This window comes from Arthrobacter celericrescens, assembly GCF_003614925.1.
Classification (GTDB): domain Bacteria; phylum Actinomycetota; class Actinomycetes; order Actinomycetales; family Micrococcaceae; genus Arthrobacter; species Arthrobacter celericrescens.
Genome location: NZ_QYLP01000036.1, coordinates 40184 through 65313, shown reverse-complemented (window position 1 = coordinate 65313; position 25130 = coordinate 40184). Strand labels below are relative to the sequence as shown.

At 66.5% G+C, this 25130-nt stretch carries 19 protein-coding genes; 11 read left to right on the top strand and 8 right to left on the bottom strand.

The window, feature by feature from the left end; translation table 11 throughout:
* Positions 1-102: 102 nt before the first annotated feature.
* Positions 103-816 carry a sirohydrochlorin chelatase gene (locus D3654_RS09505; protein WP_120521260.1) on the bottom strand — a complete coding sequence of 238 codons (714 nt, stop codon included), beginning with the start codon at positions 814-816 and terminating at the stop codon, positions 103-105.
* A gap of 72 nt (positions 817-888) precedes the next feature.
* Between D3654_RS09505 and D3654_RS09500 the strand changes: the two genes are divergently transcribed.
* Both D3654_RS09500 and D3654_RS09495 read left to right on the top strand, forming a co-directional pair.
* Positions 889-1575 (top strand): trimeric intracellular cation channel family protein, encoded by a 687-nt coding sequence (locus D3654_RS09500; protein ID WP_120521259.1) that lies wholly within the window; start codon positions 889-891, stop codon positions 1573-1575.
* An 18-nt stretch (positions 1576-1593) separates the two neighbouring features.
* Entirely contained in the window at positions 1594-2016 is a 423-nt protein-coding gene (locus D3654_RS09495) for a hypothetical protein (protein WP_120521267.1), read from the top strand.
* Between the two features lie 119 nt (positions 2017-2135).
* Here the strand turns inward: D3654_RS09495 and D3654_RS09490 are convergent, their stop codons facing one another.
* From D3654_RS09490 to D3654_RS09475, 4 genes are all read right to left on the bottom strand, one after another.
* The gene (locus tag D3654_RS09490) at positions 2136-2876 is read right to left on the bottom strand and encodes a hypothetical protein (protein ID WP_425359401.1); all 741 of its coding nucleotides are present in this window, start codon (positions 2874-2876) and stop codon (positions 2136-2138) included.
* A 415-nt stretch (positions 2877-3291) separates the two neighbouring features.
* On the bottom strand, positions 3292-4395 hold the full coding sequence (locus tag D3654_RS09485) for a polyprenyl synthetase family protein (protein WP_120521257.1): 1104 nt from the start codon (positions 4393-4395) through the stop codon (positions 3292-3294).
* 10 nt (positions 4396-4405) lie between these two features.
* Positions 4406-5758 (bottom strand): geranylgeranyl reductase family protein, encoded by a 1353-nt coding sequence (locus D3654_RS09480; RefSeq protein WP_120521256.1) that lies wholly within the window; start codon positions 5756-5758, stop codon positions 4406-4408.
* A 34-nt stretch (positions 5759-5792) separates the two neighbouring features.
* Positions 5793-6554, bottom strand: coding sequence for a demethylmenaquinone methyltransferase (locus D3654_RS09475; protein WP_120521255.1), 762 nt, complete (start codon positions 6552-6554; stop codon positions 5793-5795).
* A gap of 44 nt (positions 6555-6598) precedes the next feature.
* Here D3654_RS09475 and D3654_RS09470 point away from each other — a divergent pair, with 44 nt between their 5' ends.
* From D3654_RS09470 to D3654_RS09455, 4 genes are all read left to right on the top strand, one after another.
* On the top strand, positions 6599-7924 hold the full coding sequence (locus tag D3654_RS09470) for an isochorismate synthase (RefSeq protein ID WP_120521254.1): 1326 nt from the start codon (positions 6599-6601) through the stop codon (positions 7922-7924).
* Between the two features lie 157 nt (positions 7925-8081).
* Complete coding sequence (locus D3654_RS09465; RefSeq protein ID WP_120521253.1) at positions 8082-8888, top strand: ABC transporter substrate-binding protein; 807 nt, start codon at positions 8082-8084, stop codon at positions 8886-8888.
* A gap of 123 nt (positions 8889-9011) precedes the next feature.
* Positions 9012-9803 carry an amino acid ABC transporter permease gene (locus tag D3654_RS09460; protein WP_120521252.1) on the top strand — a complete coding sequence of 264 codons (792 nt, stop codon included), beginning with the start codon at positions 9012-9014 and terminating at the stop codon, positions 9801-9803.
* A 9-nt stretch (positions 9804-9812) separates the two neighbouring features.
* Positions 9813-10613, top strand: a complete 801-nt coding sequence (locus tag D3654_RS09455; RefSeq protein ID WP_120521251.1) for an amino acid ABC transporter ATP-binding protein — start codon at positions 9813-9815, stop codon at positions 10611-10613.
* Positions 10614-10677: 64 nt separating this feature from the next.
* Here D3654_RS09455 and D3654_RS09450 read toward each other — a convergent pair whose 3' ends face one another.
* From D3654_RS09450 to D3654_RS09440, 3 genes are all read right to left on the bottom strand, one after another.
* Entirely contained in the window at positions 10678-12936 is a 2259-nt protein-coding gene (locus D3654_RS09450; RefSeq protein ID WP_120521250.1) for an immunoglobulin-like domain-containing protein, read from the bottom strand.
* A gap of 75 nt (positions 12937-13011) precedes the next feature.
* Positions 13012-15849 (bottom strand): beta-L-arabinofuranosidase domain-containing protein, encoded by a 2838-nt coding sequence (locus D3654_RS09445; RefSeq protein WP_120521249.1) that lies wholly within the window; start codon positions 15847-15849, stop codon positions 13012-13014.
* A gap of 107 nt (positions 15850-15956) precedes the next feature.
* Entirely contained in the window at positions 15957-18497 is a 2541-nt protein-coding gene (locus D3654_RS09440; RefSeq protein WP_120521248.1) for an alpha-L-arabinofuranosidase C-terminal domain-containing protein, read from the bottom strand.
* 309 nt (positions 18498-18806) lie between these two features.
* Between D3654_RS09440 and D3654_RS09435 the strand changes: the two genes are divergently transcribed.
* From D3654_RS09435 to D3654_RS09415, 5 genes are all read left to right on the top strand, one after another.
* On the top strand, positions 18807-19790 hold the full coding sequence (locus tag D3654_RS09435; RefSeq protein ID WP_245413163.1) for an ABC transporter substrate-binding protein: 984 nt from the start codon (positions 18807-18809) through the stop codon (positions 19788-19790).
* Positions 19791-19898: 108 nt separating this feature from the next.
* Positions 19899-21425, top strand: a complete 1527-nt coding sequence (locus D3654_RS09430; RefSeq protein WP_120521246.1) for a sugar ABC transporter ATP-binding protein — start codon at positions 19899-19901, stop codon at positions 21423-21425.
* Positions 21422-22465 carry an ABC transporter permease gene (locus D3654_RS09425; RefSeq protein WP_120521245.1) on the top strand — a complete coding sequence of 348 codons (1044 nt, stop codon included), beginning with the start codon at positions 21422-21424 and terminating at the stop codon, positions 22463-22465. The genes D3654_RS09430 and D3654_RS09425 overlap by 4 nt, the downstream gene beginning before the upstream one ends.
* Complete coding sequence (gene yjfF / locus D3654_RS09420; RefSeq protein WP_120521244.1) at positions 22465-23481, top strand: galactofuranose ABC transporter, permease protein YjfF; 1017 nt, start codon at positions 22465-22467, stop codon at positions 23479-23481. The genes D3654_RS09425 and yjfF overlap by 1 nt, the downstream gene beginning before the upstream one ends.
* Positions 23482-23530: 49 nt before the next feature.
* Positions 23531-24994, top strand: coding sequence for a family 43 glycosylhydrolase (locus D3654_RS09415; protein ID WP_120521243.1), 1464 nt, complete (start codon positions 23531-23533; stop codon positions 24992-24994).
* The last annotated feature ends 136 nt before the right edge of the window (positions 24995-25130 follow it).

Below are 25130 nucleotides of genomic sequence, written 5' to 3'. Positions count from 1 at the left end.
TGTAGGGGTGGCCGGAATTGCGTCACAAAGGCCCGGAAACGCTAAGTCACCTAGGGAAATATTTCGTCACGAACCCGCCCCGGGTCTTGCATTTTCGCGGCGTTAGGGCAGGAGCGCGACGGCGGCGTCGTAGCGTTCCAGCGCAATCTCCGCGAGCACCGGGGACGGCAGCACCGGTGCCGTAACAACGTCGGCCTCCGCCTTGAAAAGCTGGTCGTGGAAGTACCCGGTGGCGAGCAGGTAGGACGACACGACCACCCGGCCCGCTCCCCCGTCCGGGCCGGCTTCGGCGAGTTCGGCACGCAGGGCCGCGACGCCGTCGGGCACCTTCGGTTCGGCACTGGCACCGTAGGCGACGCGCACCTTGTTCGGCAGCAGCCCGGCCAGCAGCCGCGCCTGCTCCTCGGAATCGACGGAGCCATCAGCCAGGGAGGATCCCGCGGCGGCCAGCAGCACGCCGTCGTCCTCGCGCAGCCCGGCCTCGCGCAGGCGCTCGGCAAGCAGTTCCGCCAGCCGCGGATCCGGGCCCAGCGGCGGTGCCGCCGTGACCTCCGGACGGGCCTTGATCGCCTTGGGAATGTCCACCTTCACGTGGTAGCCGGTGCCCAGAAGCAGCGGGACGACGACGGCGGCAGTCCCCTCCGGCAGGCCCGCCACCACCGCGGACAGTTCCGGTTCCTGGACGTCCACGTAAGCCTCGACCACCTGCAGCCCCGGGCGCAGCGCCTCGATCTCGGCGAGGACCTGGCGGATGGCTGCCTGGCCGTCGGCGTTGCGGGTTCCGTGGGCACAGGCGATCAGGACGGGATTGCTCATGCCCCCAGCGTAACGTTGGGTCAGTACTTGTCCGCCATGATGACAATCCACGACCCACGAGGAGACCCGCGCGTGTTCAGCTTCGACCTGGCCCTGGTGTGGCTGGATCTGGCGGGTGTGTTCTTCTTCGCCGTATCGGGCTCCCTGCTGGCCGCCCGCAAGCAGTTCGACATCATCGGCTCGCTCATGCTGGCCGGCCTCGTGGCGCTGGGCGGCGGGGTGATCCGCGACATCATCATCGGCTCCGGGATTCCGGCGGCCTTCAGCAATCCCGTATACCTGCTGCTGCCCGTGCTCGCCGCCGGGCTGGTGTACTTCCTGTTCTTCAGCGTCCAGCGTTTCACCTCCCTGCTGACCCTGTTCGACGCCGGCGGGCTGGCCCTCTTCTGCATCACCGGTACCATCAAGGCCCTGGCCGCCGGGATGAACCCGGTGGCGGCCATCCTGCTGGGCGTGACGACGGCGGTGGGCGGCGGGGTGTTGCGGGACATCACCGCCAACGAAGTCCCCTCGCTCTTCAACGACCGCGACCTCTACGCGCTGCCCGCCTTCCTCGGCGCGGGGCTGACCACGTGGCTGTGGCACAGCGGCACCTTCAACGGGACCACCGCGGCCCTCGTGGCAGCGGCAGTGTTCCTGTTCCGGGTGGCTGCGTGGCGCTGGAGCTGGCGGGCGCCGTTGGCGGTGCGCGGCTGGTACCGGACGGCCCACGGCACCAAGGTCCGGGTCCGCGAACGGAAGAAATTCCGGCGCCCCTGATTGGCTAGGATGGAGGCCATGACTGACATGTTCCTCGAGAAGTTCCGTGCGCTTGTTCCGAAGTATCTCGAGGACGAATGGCAGGAAGAGGACGGCCTCACCACGGCCGAACTGGACGAGGCGCTTTCCGCCCACACGTTCACCATCCCGCTGGTGCTGCGCGAGTTCTACCTCGCCCTCGGCGGCTGCGAAGACCTCATGGAGGCCTACCACTACTTCTGGGACCCCGAGGAACTCGAAGTGGACGACGAAGGCTTCCTCATGTTCCTCGAGGACGAAGAAGAGCGCTTCACCTGGGGCTTCCGCGTATCCGACCTCAGCGTCCCGGACCCCATCGTGTGGCGCCGGAACAACGTCCGCGGGCAGTGGAAGAGCGAAGACGGGACGTTCTCCGAGTTCGTGTTCGACATGTTCGACTGGGCCTTCAGCGACGAGGACTAAGGGGGCTTCGGGGTCTTCGGATTCTTCGGGTCCCGGACCTGCCGGCCTTCCTGACCCTCTTTGAACCCTGCAAGGGCCGCGATACGCCTCTCTGGCGGCGTGTCGCGGCCTTTTGCGTGTCAATCAGGGTCAGGAAGGAACGGTGAGGGCTGCCCGGGACCGAATCCTCCCGATTCCCTGCGGCGAAGGACAGCGAGCACCTGGGCGACCATCCGCTCCGGATGGTGCACGACGTCGTCGTAATAGAAGCGGAGTGGCAACAAGCCAACTCTGAGCGCCGCGTTGTTGCGCCGCTGGTCCTTCTTCACCTGCCGCGGCTCCAAGTGGCCCGCCCGGAGGAAGTGCGTGCGGGCCAAGACCTCCGTCAAAGAATCCGCCCGCGGAATCACGAGCTCCAGCACTGAGCGGGCGGCACCGTTGCGGTTCCCGGGAAGCTTCCGCCGCAGGAAATCCACCGTGATGCCGCCTTGGCTGACAGCGGATTGCACCATCACGAGGGCCTCAAGCTCAGGCAGGCACCGCAGGGCATGGAGAAGCACGTCCGCCAACCCCGCCACCGGCAAGTAGGGGTGGACGGGATGGGTGCATGCCGAATGGTCCACGACGCTTGGCTTGGGAAGACCGTTGCCGCAGCTCAGGTGGAGCGTTCCGGGCTCCCGGAGGCTCCACAGTCCGTAAAAAGGGCTTGCCGAAATGCAGGTCAGTTTCGCGTTCGCCTGCACCGCGGCAAGAATCGCCCGGTCCGGGTCCTCGACGGCAAAAACGCCCCTGCGGATGAGGTTTAGCCGGCCGTCCTGGAGGCCCTTCGAGAGGTCCCCCTTGGAAAATCCGGCCTTTCGGAGCTGCGCCGTCCTGGCCACTCCGCCCCGCCTGCAGACAAATTGAACGAGGTCCATACGACGACTTCACCAGTCGGAGCAGCGGTTTGGGCGGGCCGGGATCCTTATGTGGATAACGGACCGGCCTTCCTGACCTTGTCTCACGGCTTGCGGGCCCGTTCCCGACGCAGGAAATGAGAGTTGACCGCCAAGGTTGCGTTCATGACAAAGTTGTCATAAGCTGTTTCACGGATTCACTAAATGCCTCCGGTGGGTCTGATGCGAACGGAGATTATGGCCCCGGTTTCGCGCAACGTTTGACTCGTAGCGTTGCGGGAAGCCGGGGTCATTCCGTTTAACCCGCTAAGCAGAAACACCCAACTGACTGACAGTTGTGGTCGTTCTGGGTGCTGAAAACGACAACAACTGCGAGTCAGTTGGGTGCCACAAGAAAGAGTTAGCTGCTGCGCTCCACCACGGCGTGCGCGAAGTTGGTCAGGGAATCCTTCACCACACCCTCGGGCAGCGGCGCCAGGGCGGCGACGGCTTCGGCGGCCCACTGGCGGGCAATCACCCAGGACTCGGCGGTGACGGAGTGCTCGCGCAGCCCGGCAACGGCCTCGGCCAGTGCCTCGTCCGAGGACAGGTCACCGTCCACCAGTTCCAGGAGTTCGACGGCGGACTGGTCGCCGTTGGCTGCTGCCTTACGGAGCAGGAGCACGGGCAGGGTCGGCACACCTTCGCGCAGGTCGGTGCCCGGGGACTTGCCGGACTTGACCTTGACGCCGGTGACGTCGATGACGTCGTCGGCCAGCTGGAAGGCCACGCCCACCTTCTCGCCGTACTCCACCAGGACGTCCTCGAACGCCTCGTCGGCACCTGCGAAGATGGCGCCGAGCTGGCCGGACGCGGCCACGAGGGAGCCGGTCTTGTCGGCGATGACGGACAGGTAGTGTGCCACGGCGTCTTCGTCCTCACGCGGGCCGACGGTCTCGTGCAACTGGCCCAGGCACAGGCGTTCGAAGGTGCGGGCTTGGATGCCCAAGGCACGGGAACCCAGCTCGGACACCAGGATCGAGGCGCGGGCGAAGATGAGGTCGCCGGTGAGGATCGCCACGGAGTTCCCCCACACTTCGTGCGCAGTGGGTGCGCCGCGGCGGAACGGGGCCGAGTCCATCACGTCGTCGTGGTAGAGCGTGGCCAGGTGGGTCAGTTCAACGACGACGGCGGCCTGCACCACTTCGGGCCGGGAGGCGTCGCCCAGGTGCGCGCACAGCAGGGTGAGCAGCGGTCGTATGCGCTTGCCGCCGGCTTCCACCAGGTGACGCGACGTTGCGTCCGCCAGCGGGTCCGAGTTGGCGATCGCCTCGCGCAACTGCTTCTCCACGCGGGCGAGGTTGGTGGTGATGGCAGGGCCCAGCTCGGCGTCGGCGGCGATGGCGGCGAATCCGGCGGGGAGCTGCAGTCCCGTGGCGATCGCGGTGGTGTTGGGAGCGGGTTCCGCAGTGTCGGGCAGTCCGTGCCCGGCATGCGTCCAGCTGTGTTCGGCAGAGTGAGTCACAGGCTTAACCCTAACTTTTCGCAGCGGAAACCGCTGATTCGGTGCCGCCGCGCGGCGTTGCAGAAGCACGGGCGGCAGCAGGAGTCATGTTGGACGTGGCCGGCACCAGGCCTTCGAGGACCCGGATCACCCGGTCTTCGAGGCCCTTGGCGGAGGAATCGGTGAGGTTGGCCAGCATACGCACCACGAAGCGCATGAGCAGCGGCAAGGGCATACCGGTCCGCAGCGCGAGCTTCATGACGGCGGGCTTGCCGATCAGCGCGGCAAACGCCCGGCCCAAGGTGAAGTGCGACCCCCACTGCTCCCGCACATAGTCCGCGTACCGCGCCAGGTGCGCATCGGCGTCGTACTTTCCGGCGGCGGCCACAGAACGCGAGGAAGCGTCGATGATGAACTCCGCGGCGAAGCGCGCGGACTCCATGGCGTAGGAGATGCCTTCGCCGTTGAACGGGGACACCATGCCGCCGGCGTCGCCCAACAGCAGGAGCCCGGGCGAGTAGTGCGGGGTGCGGTTGAAGCCCATGGGCAGCGCGGCGCCACGGATCTCCCCCACCTGGTTCTCCGGGGTGAAACCCCACTCGGCAGGCATGCCGGCGGTCCATTCGCGCAGGACCTGCTTGTAGTCAAGCTTGCCGAATTCCTTGGAGGAGTTCAGGATGCCCAGGCCCACGTTGGAGGTGCCGTCGCCGACGCCGAACACCCAGCCGTAACCGGGCAGCGGCTTTCCGGACTTACCGGGGAGCTCCAGCCAGCCTTCCATCCAGTCGTCGTCCGTGCGGGGCGAGGTGAAGTAGGTGCGGACGGCCACCCCGAGCGGCCGGTCGTCGCGTTTGTGCATGCCCAGCGACACTGCCGTTCGCGTGGAGTTGCCGTCCGCGGCGAGCACGACGTCGGCATGGAAGTCGCGCGTGTCGCCCGTCTTGCGTCCCGACTCGTCAAGGATCGCGGCCCGGGCGCCGATCACGCGGCCGTCCTCGTTCCGGAGCGCTTCGGTGACGCTGTGCCGTTCCAGCACGACGGCGCCCGCGGCCTGGGCGTGCCTGGCCAGCTCCTCGTCGAAGCCGAGCCGGGTGCGGATCAGCCCGTAGGTGGGGAAATCCGAAACCTCCGGCCAGGGCAACTCGATGGTGCGACCGCCCGCGATGAGGCGCAGGCCCTTATTGCGGCGCCAGCCATCGGCCTCGGCGTGCGGCAGGCCGAGCTTCTGGATTTCACGGACGGCACGCGGGGTGAGGCCGTCGCCGCAGACCTTTTCCCGCGGGAAGCTGGTCTTCTCCAGCACGGTCACGTCCACGCCGGCGCGGGCAAGGTAATACGCGGCGGTGGACCCGGCGGGTCCGGCGCCAACAATCAGTACGTTCACAACGTCCTTGGATAAAACTGCGGGAGAACCGGAACTAGGAGGCGCGGCGCGGCTTGAGCTGGCGGCGCAGCTTGGCCACCGGAACGCTGTCTGTGTGGCCGGCGGCCGGCTTCTGGGCGCGGTGCACGGCCACGATGCCGCCGCTGAGGTTACGGTAGGTGACATCTTGCCAGCCGGCTTCCTGCAGCCACGCGGCCAGGTGGTCCTGGTCCGGCCAGGCGCGGATGGACTCCGCCAGGTAGACGTAGGCATCCGGGTTGGAGGAGACCTTGGTGGCGATCGCCGGCAGGGCCCGCATCAGGTATTCGGTGTACATGGTGCGCCACAGCGGCACCACGGGGGCGGAGAATTCGGCGATCACCAGGCGGCCGCCCGGCTTGGTCACGCGCAGCATCTCCGCCAGGGCCTTGTGCGGTTCGTTGACGTTGCGCAGGCCGAAGGAAATGGTGGTGGCGTCAAAGCTGTTGTCCGCGAACGGAAGGTTGGTGGCATCGCCGGCCACGAAGTTGATGTCCGGGCGGCGGCGCTTGCCGACCTTCAGCATTCCGAGGGAGAAATCGCAGGCGACGACGTCGACGCCGGCATCCGCGTACGGCTCGCTGGAGGTTCCGGTTCCGGCGGCGAGATCGAGCACCCGCTGGCCCTTCCTGACGTCCATGGCTTCGACGACCACACGGCGCCAGCGCCGGGTCTGCCCCATGGAAAGGACATCGTTCACGACATCGTATTTGGGGGCGACATCGTCAAACATCGTCGCAACTTCGTCCGGACGCTTTTCCAAGGATGCTCGGTTCACCCAGCAATTGTCTCAGACAATCCCCGGAGTACTGTTGTTCCATCATGACGAGCACGCTCCGCACCTTGACAGTCCCCCTCGATGAAGACGCCACCGCCGGGGGGCTGCCGTCGTTTCTGGTGCGGGACGACGCCCTCTGCTGGACCCGCCGCGAGGACGGCCTGGTGGCCTTCGGCGAGCTGACCCGCTTCACCGGCAGCGGCCCTGAGCGTTTCCTCGAAGCCGATATCTGGTGGCGGCACATGGTGATCGAGGCCGACATCGAGGACCGCGTGGGCGTTCCCGGCACCGGCCCGCTCGCCTTCGGAACCTTCGCTTTTTCCAAGACCTCGCCGTTCGAGTCCCGCCTGATCCTGCCGGAGATCGTGGTGGGCATCCGCGACGGGCGCTCCTGGCTCACCCAGATGACCCTCGACGACGCCGAACTCACCGAGGCGGGCGCGCGCGCCGCCCTGGCCGGCTGGCTTGACGTCCCGGATACCGGACTCGACTCGCCCGACGGCGGCAGCACCGCCGTCGGGCAGTCCTTTACTTTGAAGAGCGGCTCGCTGAGCGAGGAGGACTGGAAGCAGGCGGTGGCGGACGGCGTCGCCGAAATCCGCGCCGGAAAGCTCGAGAAGCTGGTGCTGGCGCGCGACGTCGTGGCCACCCTGCCCGACGGCGTGCGGGCCGCCGGCGTGCTGCGGAAACTCACCCGCAATTACCGGGAGTGCTGGACCTACGGCGTGGACGGCCTGGTGGGCGCAACACCGGAAATGCTGATCCAGGTGGAGGGCCGCACGGCCCAGGCGAGGGTCCTGGCCGGAACGCTTGACCGGCGCGATGCCGAGGGCGTGGACGGATCTCCGATGGCCTACGCCGAGCGGGTGCTGGCCGGCTCGGAGAAGCAGCGGCACGAACACGAGATCGCCATCCAGTCGCTCACCACCCAGCTGGCACCGTTCTCCGAGGCCATGAACGCGCACAGCGAACCGTTCATCCTGGAACTGCCGAACGTGTGGCACCTGGCCTCGGACGTGAAGGCCGAGCTCGCCGACATCGAAGGGCACGTTCCCACTTGCCTGGCACTCATCAACGCCCTGCACCCCACGGCGGCGGTCTGCGGCACGCCGACCACGGTTGCCGGCGCCCTGATCCGGCGCCTCGAGCACATGGACCGCGGACCGTACGCCGGGCCCGTGGGCTGGCTGGATGCCGCGGGCAACGGGGAATGGGGCATCGCACTGCGCGGGGCCGTCATTGAATCCCCCACGTCGGTGCGGATGTTCGCCGGCTGCGGGATCGTGGAAGGCTCGGTGCCGGAAACCGAGCTTGCCGAAACCTGGGCGAAGTTCCGCCCGATGCTCGAATCCCTCGGCATCGAGCGCTGAATCTGGGATCTCAGACTTGAGCGGGCCCCGCGGGCTTGATTTTTCCACGACTTGGTTATCCAATAGTGAAACTTAGTTTCCTGTGACGAACATCTCACGGTCGGCGCTACACTAAAGACCGATTTGCTTCGAGTCCCCCGCAACAAAAGGTAAACAAATGCATATCTCCCGTTCGTTCCTCGGCAGTTCCAAGGTGAAGGCAGCAGGTCTTCTCGCTGCAGGTGCACTCGCCCTGACCGCCTGCGGCGGCGGCTCCCCGGCCCCCGCGGCCAGCACTCCCGGGGGCGTCACCCTGATCAACGCAGGCAAGCTCACCGTCTGTTCGGACGTCCCCTACGAGCCGTTCGAATTCCAAAAGGACGGCCAGACCGTCGGCTTCGACATCGACATCGCGAAGGAAATCGCCAAGGACCTCAACGCAGAGTTGAGCATCGTGGACAGCTCCTTCGAGGCCATCGAGACCGGCACCGCCCTGACCCAGTGCGATCTGTCCATCTCGTCGATCTCCATCACGAACGTCCGGAAATCGGTCATGGACTTCTCCACCCCGTACATGGATGACGACCTGACGCTCCTGGCAACCACGGCCTCTGGCATCACCAACATTGACAGCGCCAAAGGCAAGAAGGTGGGCGTCCAGCAGGCCACCACCGGCGCCAAGTACGCGGCCGAAAAGGGGATCGACGCCCAGCAGTTCGAGGACACCGGTCTCCTGGTGCAGGCAATCCAGGCCGGCACCATTGATGCGGCCCTGGGCAACCAGTCCGTTCTCGCCTACGCCATCAAGGACAACTCCGCCTGGAAGCGCGTGGAGGACTACGCGAGCGGCGAAAAGCTCGGAATCGCCTACAAGAAAGGCAACACCGCCATGGGGGACAAGGTCAACGCGACCCTCAAGCGCCTCACGGACGACGGCAGCCTGAAGAAGTTCGAAACCACCTGGTTCGGCGAAGCTTCCAAGTAGCGAGCGCTTCGGGCCCGCTACTGAGGCCTTCGCCCTCCTGAGAACCACACAGCCGGGGCCCCGGACACGCTGAAACCCAGTACGTCCGGGGCCTCAGCCACGCACTACGAATGTGAGCACCCCATGGCAATGACCGCACGTCAACGCGCCAGAGTAAGCCTGTATGTCCAGGCCGGAATCTTTATCGTGGCTGTGGCCGCCCTGATTCTGGCCACGGACTGGAAGACCGTCGGCAACAGCGTCTTCAACTTCGGCAAGATCGGCCCGATGTTCCCCGGCATCTTGGTGACCGGTTTGCTAAACACCTTGATCTACACGGCTTTGGGCTTCGCAGTGGGCTTGTCCGGCGGTTTGCTGCTGGCCCTCATGAAGCTCTCCAGCTTCCCGCTCTACCGCTGGATCGCCACCGGATACATCGAGTTCTTTCGCGGCATCCCGGCCCTTCTGGTCTTCATCGCCTTCGGCTACGGCGTTCCCTTGGCGTTTGGCGTTCAGTGGAACGTCACCATCATCGTGATGGTGTCGCTGGGCATGGTGGCCGCGGCCTACATCGCCGAAACCCTCCGCGCCGGCCTGCAGGCTGTACCGAAGGGCCAGACGGAGGCCGCCCGCTCGCTGGGAATGCCGCAGTGGCGGGCCATGGTGACTATCGTGATCCCCCAGGCATTCAAGATCGTCCTGCCGCCGCTGACCAACGAGATCATCCTGCTCACCAAGGACTCCTCGCTGATCTACGTGCTGGGCCTGACCGCTTCGCAGTATGAACTCACCAAGTTCGGCCGCGACGGCATTTCGAGCCTCGGAGCCGGCCTGACGCCCCTCCTGGTTGCGGGTGCGCTCTACTTGGTCATCACCATCCCGTTGAGCCTCTTGGCCCGGAAGTTCGAAAGCCGCAGCGCGCGGACCAAGCGATAGGCAGGAACCATGAACGACGTCGAACAAAACACCAACCCGGCCCAGGTCAAAGCCGCCGGTGTGTCTATCAAGGACCTCCGCAAGTCCTACGGCTCCAACGAAGTACTCAAGGGCATCAGCCTGGATGTGCGGCCGGGTGAGGTCGTCTGCCTGATCGGGCCCTCCGGATCCGGCAAGTCCACCCTGCTGCGCTGCGTGAACCTGCTCGAACAGCCCAACGATGGCGCCATCCATGTGGGCGGCTTCGAGGCCACGGACCCCGACGTGGACATCGACAAGATGCGCCGCAAAGTGGGCATGGTGTTCCAGCAGTTCAACCTCTTCCCGCACCTGGATGTGCTGCGCAACTGCACGGTGGCCCAGACCAAGGTGCTCAAGCGCTCCCAGGACGAGGCGGACAAGATCGCGCAGGCGAACCTGGACCGGGTGGGCCTGGGACATCTCTCCAAGCGCTTCCCGGACCAGCTCTCCGGTGGCCAGCAGCAACGCGTGGCCATCGCCCGTGCGCTCAGCATGAACCCCGAGCTGATGCTCTTCGACGAGCCCACCTCGGCGCTCGACCCTGAAACGGTGGGCGACGTGCTAGCCGTCATGCGCAAGCTCGCCCGCGAAGGCATGACCATGCTCGTGGTCACGCACGAAATGGCCTTCGCCCGCGAAGTAGCCGACCGCGTGGTCTTCATGGACGGCGGCGTGGTGGTGGAGGAGGGCGTCGCCGAGCGCGTCATCGGCGCCCCGCAGCAGCCGCGCACGCAGGAGTTCCTGCGCCGCGTCCTGGACCCGACCCACATCGAGGTCGCGGAAGACTAGGCGCTTCCAAGACAACGAAAGGCTCCGGCATTTCTGCCGGAGCCTTTCGTGTGCCTGCGTGGCGTTAGCCGAGCTGGCTGCGCAGGCGGTCCAGCTCGGTCTTGGTGACCGGCAGGACGGTGCCGTGGCGCGGTGCCCGCGGCAGTTCGTAATTGGTGGCGAGCTTCCAGTCCGGGTTTTCGAGGCTGGTGCTTTCCAGCGGGATGTAGCCGCGGCCGCCGAACTCGTCGACGAACAGGTAGTACTTGTCACCCGTGTTCGACTTGAAGACGGTGGGCCCCTCAACTCCGCCGGTTCCGGCCTTCTTGCCGATGCAGTTCACCATCAGGGACCAGTTGCGCGGGCTGCTTCCCGGCAGGTCTACCGCCAGGAGATCGTCCGACTTCTCCTGCATGATGTCCAGGCAGCCTGAGACCTGGCCTTCGTCCTTGGTGAAGCGGTAGAACGTGCCGTTCTCCTCGATGACCGTGGAATCAATGACCGAGTTGCCGGGATCGTTCCAGACCTTGGCCTCGGTGAAGGTGCGGAAGTCCCGCGTGGTGGCGTACATCATCTTGTTGTAGGTGCCGCCGCTGTGGTTGGGATCGTTGTCGGCGTAGATCTTCGAGGCCCAGTACACGACATACGCGCCGATCGTGGCGTCGTAATGCGCCTCCGGCGCCCAAGTGTTCCCGGCGGTGTCCGGGGAAACCTTCACGTGCCGCTGCGCGGACCAGCTGACGAGGTCGGTCGATTCCCACACCTCGATGTACCGGCTACCCTGGCGCTGGGATGCGTCCCAGCTGGTGCCGCTGCCGATGGAGAGGTCGGTGGCGATCAGGTAGAACTTGTCGCCTTCGGGCGAACGGATCACGAACGGATCGCGCAGGCCCTTGGTGCCGAGGCTCGAGGTGAGCACGGGCTTGCCGCCGTTCAATTCGTCCCATTTCAGGGCGTCATTGCCACGGCTGGCGGCCAGGTAGATGTTCTCGCCGGCGAGGTCGTTGCCGGTGAAGTACGCGAAGGCGTAGCCTTCCTTCGCCTCGGCCTTGGGCAGCGGCAGCACCGTCACGCGGAACTTCTTCCGGACCTTCGCCTTGCCGAAGCTCACGGTGGCCTGGAGGTTGAGGACGGCGGACTTGCTGCCGTAGGCGGGCCGGGTGACTTCGCCCGTGTCGGTGATGACGGCGTCGTCGCCCGACTTCCATTCCACCGTGGTGCCGTGCAGTCCCGCCGTGGGAAGGGTGATGTTTCCACGGATCGCATCGGCGTCCCACACGGTCAGGGCTACGGAGGCCTCACTGACTTTCTGGTCGTCGCTGATGTCCTCGAGCACCGTGATGTCGAAGGATTTCGACGCCGATGCCCCGCCCGAGCTGGCGGTGGCCGTGAGGGTCACCGCAGCGTTTCCGCTCCGGTAGGCCGGTCGGGTGACCGTGCCGTCGGCGGACACGATGGCCGGGTTGGAGGAGGACCAGCTGTAGGCGGAGCCGTTGGGGCCGCTGGCGGGCAGCGTGAGGTTCGCGGTGACGGCGCTGGTGTCCCCGAGGGACAACTCCTGCAGGTCGAGGGCGACGCGCTGTTCCGGGGAAACGTAGCCGAGCTCGCGGACCTCGTCGGCCGAGAGCGCGCGGTTGTAGATGCGGAAGTCGCGGACCTGGCCCTTGAGGTACTTGTCGCCGCTGTAGACGGAGCGCCCGAGGTAGTTCGCCGTCGTCGTCCCTGCCCCGATGCTGCCCGGCGTGATGGTGACGCCGGTCTTCCGGGCGACTTCGGCGCCGTCCTCGTAGAGGACCGCGGTTCCGCCGCTGAGGGTGTAAGTGATGGTCTTCCAGGCGCCGCGGGCGAGGTCACGGTTGGCGCTGGTGGTCTGCTCGGTGGACCAGTTGCCGGTGGCGATGGAGGTCCGGTACGCGTTGCCCGTGGTGAAGAGGTAGCCGTTGCCTGTCCCGTTGCTGGTGTTGCCCAGGCCCCAGATGAAGTAGGGCGTGCCTTGGTCGGCGGCGATCTTCACGTCCGTGGAGACCGTGATGGAGTCGAGGCCGCGCATGACGTCGTTCGGCAGCCTGACGTGGCCGTTGCTGCCGCCGAGCCGCAGCCCCTCGCTGCCGAGCGAAGTGGCGTCGCCGCTGATCACGCCGTCGCGTCCGTTGCCGGAGCTGTCCTGGGCCACCGTCCCGGCGGTGTCGGTGAGGTTGTACTTGAGGACCAGGCCATCGTCGACGGCGGCATTTGCCGGGGCAGCGGCGACCAGGCCGCCGAGCGCCAGGGCTGCCGACGCGGCCAGCGCGGCCGCCATCGTAATTGCCGGGCCCGTGCGGGCCCGTGGGTGTGTGGGGAGCATGGGGACTCTTTCGTTCGGGCGACCCGAAGGCCGCTGTGGGTTGATGGGAGGAAGCTCAGGGGGCCAGCCGGGCTGTCAGCGCTTCTCGCTTGCCGACGTCGTGAATACCGCCCGCTGCGCCGCGCTGCAGACGCGGTCAGCGTCCGCGCGGCTGAGGGAGCTTTCGGCAACCCAGGCGTCGGTCACTTGGGCGACCCGGCGGAGCAGTTCGGATTTGTTGGCGAACGGGGCGGCCTGCCAGACGTCGTCGAGGAGCGTCGTGTTGTTTGCCCGGGCAGGGTTGGCCACCCCGGAGTCCACGCCGCCGATCACCACGGAAGGCTCGGTCCGGCGGAAGTAGGAGTGGAAGGCATCCTCGGTGCCCTCGAGGAAGGGCGCCAGTTCGACGCCGGCGAGGGTGAAGTGCAACGGCTTGCCCGCCACGGGCCGCAGGGCCGGGGCGAGGTCGCCGTTGAGCCGGGCGGTCCCGTAGAGGCCGAACGGGAGGAGCCCGGTGCGCTTGTCGCGTGCCACGAGGTGCACCGGCCCGTACATGAGGCTCTGCACCGTGGGGTCGTCCAGTGCCCGCTCGGCGCGGAGCGTGAACGGCATGTCGACGTCCACCGTGTCCCCGTTCTTCCAGGTCCGGGCGAGGCCGAGGTAGCTGCCGGGCACCGCCGTCGCCGTCACGGGGGCGCCGTTGATTCGGACCGTGAAGCCGGCGGTGGCCCAGGCCGGGACCCGCAGCCGTAGCTCGAACCGGCCGGATCCTCCAATCTGCAAAGTGGTCTTTTGTTCGAAGGGGAAGGAGGTGGACTGCGTGACGGTGACGTTCTTCGCGGTCCAATCCAGGGTGGACGGAATATAGAGGTTGACGTAGAGGGCGCTGCCGTCCTCCGCGGCGAAGTACACGGAGTCCTGGTATTTCGTCGCCGATTCCAGTCCGGTGCCTTCGCAACACGTGGTGCCCTGCTTCGGCGTGAAGTCGCGGACGGCGCCGGGCTGCAGGCCGATGAAATAGGTGGCCAGCGGCAGTTCCGCGCTTTCCTTGTCCTGCTTGGAGCCGAGGACCTGGTTGAACAGCGCCCGCTCGTAGTAGTCCATGTAGGCGGGGTCCTGCCGTCTGAAGAACAGCTCGCGCGAGAGCTTGAGCATGTTGTAGGCGCAGCAGGATTCGGCGTCGGTGGTGTTCAGGGTGGCCGCGATCTTTTCGCGTTCCTTCCAGAACTCGCCCTGGCTGGTGCCGCCGATGCTGAACATGCGGGTGGGCACCACCATGCCCCAGAAGTTGCGGGCCGCCGTCAAGTAGCGCTCCTCGCCGGTGGCGTTGTGCATGAGCACCAGGCCGGTGAAGATCGGGATGTGCTGGTTGGCGTGCAGGCCGGCGAGCACGTCCTTGTTCTGGGCGCACGCGTCGATGAGGTAGTCGAGGTCGAAGTACCTGGCGAGCTCCAGGTGCTCGGGCTTGCCGGTGTGGCCGTACGTCTCCAGGATGGCTTCAACGACGCCGCCGTACTCGCCGCTGGAGAAGATGCCCCACATGCGCTGCCGCACCGCTGGGGTGAGTTTGCCCAGCCGCGAGTGCATCCAGTCGCAGAGCCCGGCGGCCAGGTCCAGGGCCTGTGGTTCGGCGGTGGCCGCGTAGGCGTCAAGGAGGCCCTTCAGGATCTTGTGGGCTGTGTAATAGGGAGCCCAGACGCGGAAATAGTCGGGAGTGGTCCGGCTTTCCAGTTCGATGAACTGGGTTTCCGGGTAAGCCGCCAGGAAGCCGGGGTGGCTGGGCAGGCCCCAGGTCCGCCGGACGGCAGCGTTGCGGCCCTTGCCGGAGGCATCGGCCAGCACGGTGCCTCCGCTTTCGCCGCAGGCGAGGGAGACGACGTCGCCGTTCCCTGCCGAGGTGCCCGACGCCGGGGCTGCCGCCAGTTCCTCGAGCTGGGCCGCGGTGAGCGCGGAGGACCAGATGTTGACGTCCTGGTAGGTGCCGGCGAAAACGGGGTCGTTGTACTGCGAGCGGCCGAGCCACACATTGGCCAGGCTTCCCAGCTGGGCCGGGGTGAGGGTGAGGGCGTTGTTCCGGCCGGCCTGTTTTCCGTTGACGTACAGCGTTCCGGCCTGGCCGTCGAGGCTGACGGCAACGTGGCTCCACTCGTTGACCGGCAGCGGCGCGGCGCCCACGATCGTCTGCTCTCCCCCGGCGAAGTTGCGGGTGATGGCGAACCGGGGCAGTCCGGCGCCGTCCCGCTGCGCGAGGAAGGCGTAGGTTTTGGTGTCGTTGCCGAAGTCGAAGACCCTCGCCCAGTTCGCCGAAGCCGTCGGGCGGATCCACGCGGCGAAAGTCATCGCCGTCAGGCCGTCCACGGAACCGGCGGGCAGCTGGCCGTACAGATAGGCGCCCCGGGCGAACTCGACGGCGGTCCCATCGAGGCGGCCCGCGGTGGCCTGGATGGCGGGTTCCCGGGAGAGCGCGTCCCGGCATTCGTGGAGGGACGCCACCATGTTCCGCAGTTTGGTGCCGAACAGCTCCTCCCCCGTGCCGGCGTAGGCCTGGGCCAGCATCGACATATGGTGGCCGGTGAAGTGACCGCGCAGGTTGCCGTTGGCCTCGCCGTCGAGCCCCTCCCAGCCGCCGGCGGGCAGCGGCACCACTCCGGGAACCGGCTGCAGGCCGGCGTTGGCGCGGAAGACGTTCAGGTAGCGGCGTTCGTCGTACCCGCGGGCGAAGTTCAGGATCAGCTCGCGCTTCCGGGCGAAAACGCCGGGGCCCAGGCTGACGTCGGACAGTTTGAAGGGACTGAGCCTGCCTGCGGCGGTTGCGGTTGCCGCGGGGCCTTCCGCCGCATTCGCTGCCGCGGCGGCGAGCGGCGGCAGCCAGGGCAGGGCGGCCGTGGCCGCGCCGAGCCGGAGGATGTTGCGTCGGGACACGTGATTCGTCATTGGATCTCCTCGGGATGGTCCGGGTGGAATGTCCGGGTAGGGGGAAGGCCCGGCTGTGCAAGCCAGCCGGGCCTTCCCGGTCAAAGCCATGGGGCCTTGGTGGTTGCCTACTTTCCGGAGCCTGCGGCGAGCCGGATGAAGGTGACCGACTTGGGCTCGAACGTGTAGGTGAACGCCGTGCCGGCGCCGTTGAACGTGCTCGACGCCGGGGCCAGGTTCAGCCCGTCGGCGGTCTGGGCCAGTGTGGTCACCGCCGCCGTGCTGCCGATGGTGGCGGCGCCGTCCACCTTGATGTCCACCGGGGTCTTGTCGGTGGAGGTGTTGACCACCTTCACGATGGTGTCGCCGGATGCGGCATCCTTGGTGACCACGGAGTAGACAGGATCGGCCTGGGTGTCATCCACGGTGCCCCACAGGACGTTGTCCAGGTAGAGCTTGGCCGTGCGTCCGGTGACCTCGATCCGGATATCGTATTCGCGGCCGGTCTGGATCACGGTGTTCTTTTCCAGGACGTTGGTCTTGCCGCCGTTGACGGCCTTTTCGACGACGGACTTCGAGTTGTTCCAGCCGCCCAGGTTCCACCAGTAGTAGTTCCCGGTGTCCTTGACGCCGAAGGCGACCAGGAAGCCTTCCGAACCTGCCAGCTTGGTGGCCTTGGTACTGAGCGTGTAGTTGTTCCAGGCTGCGTTCCCGGCGGTGACCATGGTGTTCTGCGCGGTGGTGCTGGACTGGACGTAGCCGCCGTCCTGGATGGACCAGGACCCGGTGCCGTTGCCGGTCCAGGCCGCGGCCGTTCCGGAGAAGTCGTCGCTGAACAGGGTGCTGCCGTCGGCTGCGGTGACCTTGACGTCGTCGTACTTGGCGGAGGTTGCCCAGGTGGACAGGCCCACCTTGCCGGCGATCGGGACCACCATGGACGCGGGGTTGAGCTGGGTGCTCGGCACTACGGCGGTTCCGGTGTTGTTCATGAACAGCTTCTGGACTTCGTAGTTGGGCGTGGTCCGCACCGTGGTCCCGTCGAAGAACATCATGTCCGGGCTCCACTGGGTGTTGGCCTCGTTGGCGATCAGCGGGGCGTAGGACGCCATCTTGACCACGTCGGCGTTCCGTTCGAGTCCGGTCATGTAGGACGCTTCGGCCAGGGCGTTGTCCGGCTTGTTGCCCTTGGAGGCGTATTCGCCGAGGAACACCTTGTAGCTGTCGCGGCTGTAGGAGTCGTAGCGGTGGTTGTTGTTCAGGAACCAGGACGGCTCGTTGTAGTAGTGCTCGTCCACCAGGTCCACGCCGGTGGTGGCGTTGAATGCTGAGAGGTCGTCGAATTCCGGTCCTTGGCTGAACGGGCCGGTGTTCCCGATGATCTTGATCCCGGGGTGAGCCTTGCGGACGGCGTTGTAGAACTGGGTGAAGTACGCCTTGAATTCCGGCTTGTACTCCTCGTTGCCCAGGCTGATGCGGTCCAGCTTGTAGGGTTCCGGGTGGCCGTAGGCGATGCGCTTTGCACCCCAGGTGGTGCTGGCGTCGCCGTTGGCGAACTCGATCAGGTCGAGGGTGTCCTGGATGTAGCGGTCCAAGGTGGCCTGGTCCGGGGCCTGCTTGTTATCTCCGCAGCCGGTCACGCCGACGGGCACAACCGGCACGGGGATGGCGCCCATGTCCTCGGCCCACTGGAAGTACTCCATGTAGCCAAGCCCGTAGCTCTGGTTGTAGCCCCAGAAGTTCCGGTTGGCCGGACGCTGCTCCACCGGGCCGATGGTTTCCTTCCACTGGTAGGTGCGCGCCCGGGTGTAGTTGGGTGCCGAGTAGCTGTCGTAGTTGCCGGTGTTGACGATGCAGCCGCCCGGGAAGCGCAGGAAGCCCGGCTTCAGCGCCGCGATCTTCTCGGCGAGGTCCTTGCGGAGCCCGTTGTCCCTGCCGTTCCAGGTGTCCTGCGGGAACAGGGAAACCATGTCGAGGCGGACGGTACCGGTGCCCTGGACAACGGTGGCGAGGCGGCCGGCGGCCGTGGAGCTCTTGGGCGAGAGGGTCACCGTGTACTTCGCCCAACTGTCGCCCTTGACCTTGACGGTGGCCAGGGCCAGCCGCGTCCCTTCGGGCGTTTCGAGCGTCACCGCGAGGGTGGATCCGGCGGGGTTCGTGGTGCGCGCCCACACCGAGTAGTCGTACTTCTTGCGCGCTTCGAGCTTCTGCCCGGCGTTCCATCCGCTGTTGCGGACGCCGACGCCGGCCCCGCTGCCTGCGCCCGCGCTGGTGGCATCGATCCGCAGGTAGTTCCGGTTGTTCCCGTTCAGGCGGTTGTCATCGTCGACGACGGCGACCGTCCCGTCGCCGCCGCGCCGCAGCGTCTCCCACGCGGTCATGGGCGTGTAGGCGCGGTTGTCGGCGGAGTTGAACTCGAAGGAGCGGTTCTGCACGAGTTCGGCGTAGATGCCGCCGTCGGCGCCCTGGTTGATGTCCTCGTAGAAGATTCCGTACATCGCCGGATCGATGGCGGGGCCGCTTTGCGCGGCGTTGACGGTGATGGTCCGGTTCTCGGTGGGCTCGGCGCTGGCGCCGATGGCCGGCGCGACGGCCAGGACGGCTGCTGCCAGGGAGCCGGCGAGCACCATGGTGCATACCTTCCTGGCGGGGGTGCTTGCTTTGTGTGACATGGGAAAGGGCCTTTCTCCATTGAATGGTCCGCCGGGACTGCGGCACTGGATCGGGGCGGCATCCCTCGGTTGTGAACGCTAACAACGGGACCGCCGGAAACGAGTATTCGCCATGGCGGCGCCACTTGTAAAGGGGGTTTTCAAAAGCCAGGAGCCGGTTCCGCGCTGGCCCGGATTTGTGACACAGGCTACTTGACGACCAAATTGTTAGCGTTCACAATGTTTCGCAGAGCGCATCAGCTCACTTGCAGCAATGGCGGTGTACGAGTTTCTCCCGCCTGCATGTACCTACGCCTCCGGGAGGAAGTTGTGTTCAAGAAATCCCTGTTTGCGGTGGCCGCCGCATCCCTGCTGACCCTCACTGCCTGCGGTGGAACCGCCGGCGCCGGCGGCGCTGCCGGCACCTCCGGCTCCGACAAGATCACGATGGGCTTCGCCCAGGTCGGCGCCGAAAGCGGCTGGCGCACCGCCAACACCAAGTCGGTCCAGGACTCGGCCAAGAAGGCCGGCATCGACCTTAAGTTCTCCGACGCCCAGCAGAAACAGGAAAACCAGATCAAGGCCATCCGCTCCTACATCCAGCAGAAGGTGGACGTCATCGCCTTCTCGCCGGTGGTGGAATCGGGCTGGGACACCGTGCTGAAGGAAGCCAAGAACGCGAAGATTCCGGTGATCCTCACCGACCGCGCTGTCGACTCCGCGGACAAGTCCCTGTACAAGACCTTCCTCGGCTCCGACTTCGTGGAAGAAGGCAAGAAGGCCGGCGAATGGCTGGTGCAGGATTCCAAGTCCGCCAGCGACACGGTCAACATCGTCGAAATCCAGGGCACCACCGGCTCCGCCCCGGCCAACGACCGCAAGGAAGGTTTCCAGGAAGCCATCAAGGCCGATCCGAAGCTGAAGGTCATCGCTTCCCAGAGCGGCGACTTCACCCGCAGCGGCGGCAAGCAGGTCATGGAGGCATTCCTGAAGAACAACGCCGACATCGACGTCGTGTTCGCGCACAACGATGACGAGGGCCTCGGCGCCATCGAAGCCATCGAAGCGGCAGGCAAGGTGCCCGGCAAGGACATCAAGATCATCACGATCGACGCGGTCAAGGACGGCATGACCGCCCTGAGCAACGGCAAGATCAACTACATCGTCGAATGCAGCCCGATGCTCGGCGACCAGCTCATGGACCTGGCCAAGAAGGTCGTCGCCGGCGAGAGCGTGCCCGAGCGCGTCGTCACGGAGGAAACCACCTTCACGCAGGAGCAGGCCAAGCAGGTCCTGGCCACGCGCCCCTACTAGGCCCGTACCCGGTCCCGGCGCTCCCGGAAGTACCGTGCGGCGGCGGCCCAGCGCCGCCGTCGTACGGTCTCCGGCCGCAAGAAGACCCAGCACAGAAAAGACAAGAGGATGAACGAAATCGTTCCGGTCGTCGAGATGACCGATATCTCCATCGGCTTCCCGGGGGTGAAGGCGCTCGACGGCGTCGGCTTCCGGCTCTACCAAGGCGAGGTCCACGCCCTGATGGGCGAGAACGGCGCCGGGAAGTCCACCCTGATCAAGGCCCTGACGGGGGTGTACACGATCGACTCCGGAACCATCACGGTGCTCGGAGAGAACAAGCGCTTCTCCGCGCCGGCGGAATCCCAGGCCGCCGGCATCAGCACCGTCTACCAGGAAGTCAACCTCTGCCCCAACCTCACCGTCGAGGAAAACATCCTGCTGGGACGCGAGCCCCGGCGCCGCGGATCGATCGACTGGAAGGGAGTCCGGAGCCGTGCGCGGGAGGTCCTCGCGGAACTGCACCTGGAGCACGTCGATCCCGGGTCCCTGCTGTCCAGCCACTCCATCGCGGTCCAGCAGTTGATCGCCATCGCCCGCTCCGTGGAGGTCAGCGCCAAGGTCCTGATCCTCGACGAACCGACGTCGAGCCTGGACGCGGGCGAAGTGGCCCAGCTCTTCGGCGTCATCCGCCAACTGCGGGACAGCGGGGTGGCCATCCTCTTCGTTTCGCACTTCCTGGAGCAGGTCTATGAAATCTCCGACCGCATGACGGTGCTCAGGAACGGAAAGCTGGTGGGCGAATACCTGACCCGGGACCTGTCCCGCATGAGCCTGATCTCCAAGATGATCGGCAAGGAGCTGGAGGCCCTCGCCGAACTGGACGAGGCGCCCGCCCGGACGCGCACCCGTTCCGAAGAAGGCAGCACGCCCTTCCTGGAAACCGAGGGCATCGGCCGCAAAGGCTCCGTGGCGAACGTGGACCTGTCCATCCACCCGGGCGAGGTCCTGGGACTGGCCGGACTCCTCGGCGCCGGCCGTACCGAGATCGCCCGGCTGCTCTTCGGCGCCGACAAGGCAGACGCAGGACTCATCAGGATCAAGGGAAACGAAAGGAAAATCCGCTCCCCGCGTGCCGCCATCGACCGCCGCATCGCCTTCTGCTCGGAAGACCGCAAGAAGGAAGGGCTGATCGGGGACCTGTCGGTCCGCGACAACCTGGTGCTGGCCATGCAGGCCAGCAAGGGCTGGGCCCGCCGCATCCCCCGCCGGACCCAGGACGAACTGGTGGCCGAATACATCGAAGCGCTGGACATCCGGCCGGCCAACCCCGATGCCCTCATCAAGAACCTCAGCGGCGGCAACCAGCAAAAGGTGCTCCTCGCCCGCTGGCTGGTCACCCATCCGGAACTCCTCATCCTCGACGAACCCACCCGCGGCATCGACATCGGCGCGAAGACCCAGATCCAGAAGCTCGTGAACCGGCTCGCCGCCGAGGGCATGTCCGTGCTCTTCATCTCCTCCGAGCTCGAGGAAGTCCTGCGCGTCAGCGACCGGATCGCGGTCATCAAGGACCGGGAAAAGGTCGCCGAAATCAACAACGACGGCGTCTGCGCCGAAGACGTCATGGCCGTCATCGCCGGAGGTACCCAATGACATCCCTGCTCAAACACCGCCTCGCCTGGCCGGTCATCGCGCTGGCCGCGCTGCTGCTGCTCAACCAGCTCTTCCGCCCGGACTTCCTGGCCCTGAGGATGCAGGACGGACACCTGTACGGCAGCCTGATCGACATCATGCGCAACGGCGCACCCACCATCCTCATCGCCCTTGGCATGACCCTGGTGATCGCCACCCGGGGCATCGACCTCTCGGTGGGTGCCGTGGTGGCCATCGCCGGCGCGGCATCCTGCGCCTACATCGCCGCCTCCCCGGAACCGGGGTCCCCCGCAACGGCACTCACGGCGGTCCTGATCGCCGTCGTCGCCGGCCTCGCGGTGGGCGCCTGGAACGGATTCCTGGTGGCCACCATCGGCGTCCAGCCGATCATCGCCACCCTGGTGCTGATGACGGCCGGCCGCGGCATCGCACAACTCATCACCGGCGGCCAGATCATCTCGGTCACGAACGACGGCTACAAGGCGATCGGCGCCGGCTACCTGTTCACGCTGCCGGTCTCGATCCTGATCACGGCGGCCGTCTTCGTGCTGGCCGCGGGCCTGACCCGGCGCACCGCGCTCGGCACCCTCATCGAAGCCGTCGGCATCAACCCGGTGGCCAGCCGTCTCGCCGGCCTACGGTCGCGGAACATCGTGTGGATCGTCTACGTCTTCAGCGCCGTCTGCGCAGCCTTCGCCGGCCTCATGATCAGCTCCAACGTCACGGCGGCGGACGCCAACAACGCCGGCCTCTACATCGAGATGGACGCCATCCTGGCCGTGGTGATCGGCGGTACCTCGCTGGCAGGCGGCCGCTACACGCTCACCGGCACCGTGGTGGGCGCCTTCATCATCCAGACCCTGACCACCACGGTCTACACCCTCGGGATTCCGCCGGAAGTGACCCTCGTCTTCAAGGCGCTGGTGGTCATCACCGTCTGCCTGCTCCAGGCGCCCAAGGCCAGGAAGCTGTTCGCCCGCGTCAAGGCCCCCGCCCGGCCCGCCGCAACGGAACCCGCCAAGGAAGAGGTGGCCCTCTGATGTCCCCGAACTCTACGCTCGCACCCTTCGCCATCCGGAAGGGCTCCGCACCGCGCAGGCAGCTGCGCGGGAACGCCCGCTACGCCCCCACCTTCGCAACGCTCGGACTCTTCCTCGCCATGTTCGCCGTGGGTGCGGGGATGTACCCGAGCTTCCTGTCAGGCCAGGTGTTCCTGAACCTGTTCATCGACAACACCTTCCTGATCGTCCTGGCCGTCGGCATGACCTTCGTGATCCTCACCGGCGGGATCGACCTCTCGGTGGGGGCCGTCGTCGCGCTCTCCATGATGGTGGCCGCCACGCTGCTGCAGCAGGGCTGGAACCCGGCCGCGGTGATCGTCCTGGTGCTGCTGATCGGCAGCACCCTCGGACTCGCGATGGGCCTGATCATCCACCACTTCGAGATCCAGCCGTTCATCGTGACCCTTGCGGGCATGTTCCTGGCCCGCGGCCTCTGCTACGTCATCAGCCTCGATTCGATTCCCGTGACCGAAGGCTTCTTCACCGGCATGGCGCAGGCCCAGATCCCGCTTCCCGGCGATCTCTTCGTCTCCCCCGGCGTGATTCTGGCCCTGGCCATCGTTGCGGCGGCGTTCTTCGTGCTGCACCACACCCGATTCGGCCGGACCGTCTACGCGATCGGCGGCAACGAAAACTCGGCCATGCTGATGGGCCTGCCCGTCCGCACCACCAAGGTCCTTGTCTACGCGCTGAGCGGCTTCTGCTCCGCCGTGGCCGGCATCCTGTTCTCCTTCTACAGCCTCTCCGGATACAGCCTCGCCGCCCAGGGCATGGAACTCGACGCGATCGCCGCCGTCGTGATCGGCGGAACCCTCCTGACCGGCGGCACGGGCTATGTCCTGGGATCGGTGGTGGGGGTGCTGGTCCTCGGCATCGTCCAGACCTTCATCGCCTACGACGGAACCCTCAGCTCGTGGTGGACGAAGATCGTCATCGGCGCCCTCCTGCTGGCCTTCATCCTGCTGCAACGCCTCTTCACCCGGAAAACCACCTGACCCTGCACCACCGCCACCGCTGGCCGATGCCCGCCGAAAGGACCACCCCATGGATATGAACCGCCACCTGTCCCGCCGCCTGCTCCTCGGTTCGGGGAGCGCCGCAGCAGCCGCCGCCGCGTTCGCGGGAGCCGGGGCGGGCAGCCTATTGCTCGCCCCCGGCGCCGCCGCCGCGCCCGCTCAGGAACCCCCCGTCATCAACCCGGTCGTCCCGAAACGGGCGGATCCGTGGCTCATGAAGCACACGGACGGTAAGTACTACTTCACGGGGTCCGTCCCCGAGTACAACCGGATCGTCCTGCGATCCTCTGCCACCATCGCCGGGCTGGGTGCCGCAACGGAAACGGTCGTCTGGACCCGCCCGGCGTCCGGCACCATGGGCGGGCACATCTGGGCCCCGGAACTGCACCACTTCGACGGCAAGTGGCACATCTATTTCGCCGCCGGCGACAGCAACGACGTCTTCCGGGTGCGCATCTACGTTATCTCCACGGATGCCGCCGATCCGACCGCCGCCGTCTGGGGACCGCCCGTCCGCGTGTACACCCACGCGGATACGTTCTCCCTCGACGCCACCACCTTCGAGCACGCCGGCATCCGCTACCTCCTCTGGGCCCAGAGCGACACCGGCGTGAACTCCAGCCTGTACATCGCCTCGATGTCCTCGCCGTCCACGCTCTCCAGCGCCCCGGTCCGCATCGCCGTCCCCACCCTGGACTGGGAGACACGCGGCTACAAGGTGAACGAGGGCCCGGCGGTGCTCACGCGGAACGGCCGGGTCTTCGTCACCTTCTCCGCGAGCGCCACCGATGCCAACTACTGCATGGGCCTGCTCACGGCGGACGCCTCCGCGGACCTGCTCAGCGCCGCCTCCTGGACGAAGACGCCGACGCCGGTGTTCACCACCAACGACGGTTCCAAGCAGTACGGGCCCGGGCACAACTCCTTCACCGTGGACGAGGACGGCAACGACGTGCTCGTCTACCACGCCCGCTCCTACCGGAGCATCGTGGGCGATCCGCTCTACGACCCCAACCGGCACGCCCGGGTCCAGCACCTGCACTGGCGTGCGGACGGCACCCCGGACTTCGGCGTCCCGGTGGGCGACGGCGAACTTCCGGTCCGCTTCAAGCCCGCCTCGGTGCCCGGCAGCTTCCTCGCGCACGACGGCGTGACCGTCACCGCCGCTTCCTCCCCCGCCCTGGGCGCCTCCCAGTTCCGCATTGCTCCCGGCTACGCCAAGAAGAACTCGGTGGTCATCGAACCGGTCCTGGCCAAGGGCCACTACCTCCGGCTGCAGGGAACGGCGCAGGGTTCGGCGGTGACCATCGCCGCCACGGAGGGATCGTCGTCGGCGTTCCTGAAGCGGGCCGGCCTTTCCGACTCCGCCGGAGCCTCCTTCGAATCGGCCGACATTCCGGGCTCGTACCTGCTCCTGAGGGACGGCGTGCTGTGTGTCGCCAAACCCGGTAGGGAGGAGCGCCCGGCAGCCACTTTCTTCCTGCAGGACTGACCTCCATCCCCCGGCGTCCTGTGAGTTGCTTCACAGGACTTCGGGGGATATCATGTCCATTAATTGTTAGCGCTAACAGCATCACAAGGAATTACAGCAGGAAATCCACGTGGCGCTGACACCACCATGCCGGGCG

Bases quoted from the DNA above. Each gene is read 5' to 3' on its own strand.
- D3654_RS09440 (WP_120521248.1), bottom strand. From the start codon at position 18,497: ATGTCACACAAAGCAAGCACCCCCGCCAGGAAGGTATGCACCATGGTG.
- D3654_RS09445 (WP_120521249.1), bottom strand. From the start codon at position 15,849: ATGACGAATCACGTGTCCCGACGCAACATCCTCCGGCTCGGCGCGGCC.
- D3654_RS09430 (WP_120521246.1), top strand. From the start codon at position 19,899: ATGAACGAAATCGTTCCGGTCGTCGAGATGACCGATATCTCCATCGGC.
- D3654_RS09425 (WP_120521245.1), top strand. From the start codon at position 21,422: ATGACATCCCTGCTCAAACACCGCCTCGCCTGGCCGGTCATCGCGCTG.
- D3654_RS09465 (WP_120521253.1), top strand. From the start codon at position 8,082: ATGCATATCTCCCGTTCGTTCCTCGGCAGTTCCAAGGTGAAGGCAGCA.
- D3654_RS09460 (WP_120521252.1), top strand. From the start codon at position 9,012: ATGGCAATGACCGCACGTCAACGCGCCAGAGTAAGCCTGTATGTCCAG.
- D3654_RS09470 (WP_120521254.1), top strand. From the start codon at position 6,599: ATGACGAGCACGCTCCGCACCTTGACAGTCCCCCTCGATGAAGACGCC.
- D3654_RS09415 (WP_120521243.1), top strand. From the start codon at position 23,531: ATGGATATGAACCGCCACCTGTCCCGCCGCCTGCTCCTCGGTTCGGGG.
- yjfF (WP_120521244.1), top strand. From the start codon at position 22,465: ATGTCCCCGAACTCTACGCTCGCACCCTTCGCCATCCGGAAGGGCTCC.
- D3654_RS09505 (WP_120521260.1), bottom strand. From the start codon at position 816: ATGAGCAATCCCGTCCTGATCGCCTGTGCCCACGGAACCCGCAACGCC.
- D3654_RS09455 (WP_120521251.1), top strand. From the start codon at position 9,813: ATGAACGACGTCGAACAAAACACCAACCCGGCCCAGGTCAAAGCCGCC.
- D3654_RS09450 (WP_120521250.1), bottom strand. From the start codon at position 12,936: ATGCTCCCCACACACCCACGGGCCCGCACGGGCCCGGCAATTACGATG.
- D3654_RS09495 (WP_120521267.1), top strand. From the start codon at position 1,594: ATGACTGACATGTTCCTCGAGAAGTTCCGTGCGCTTGTTCCGAAGTAT.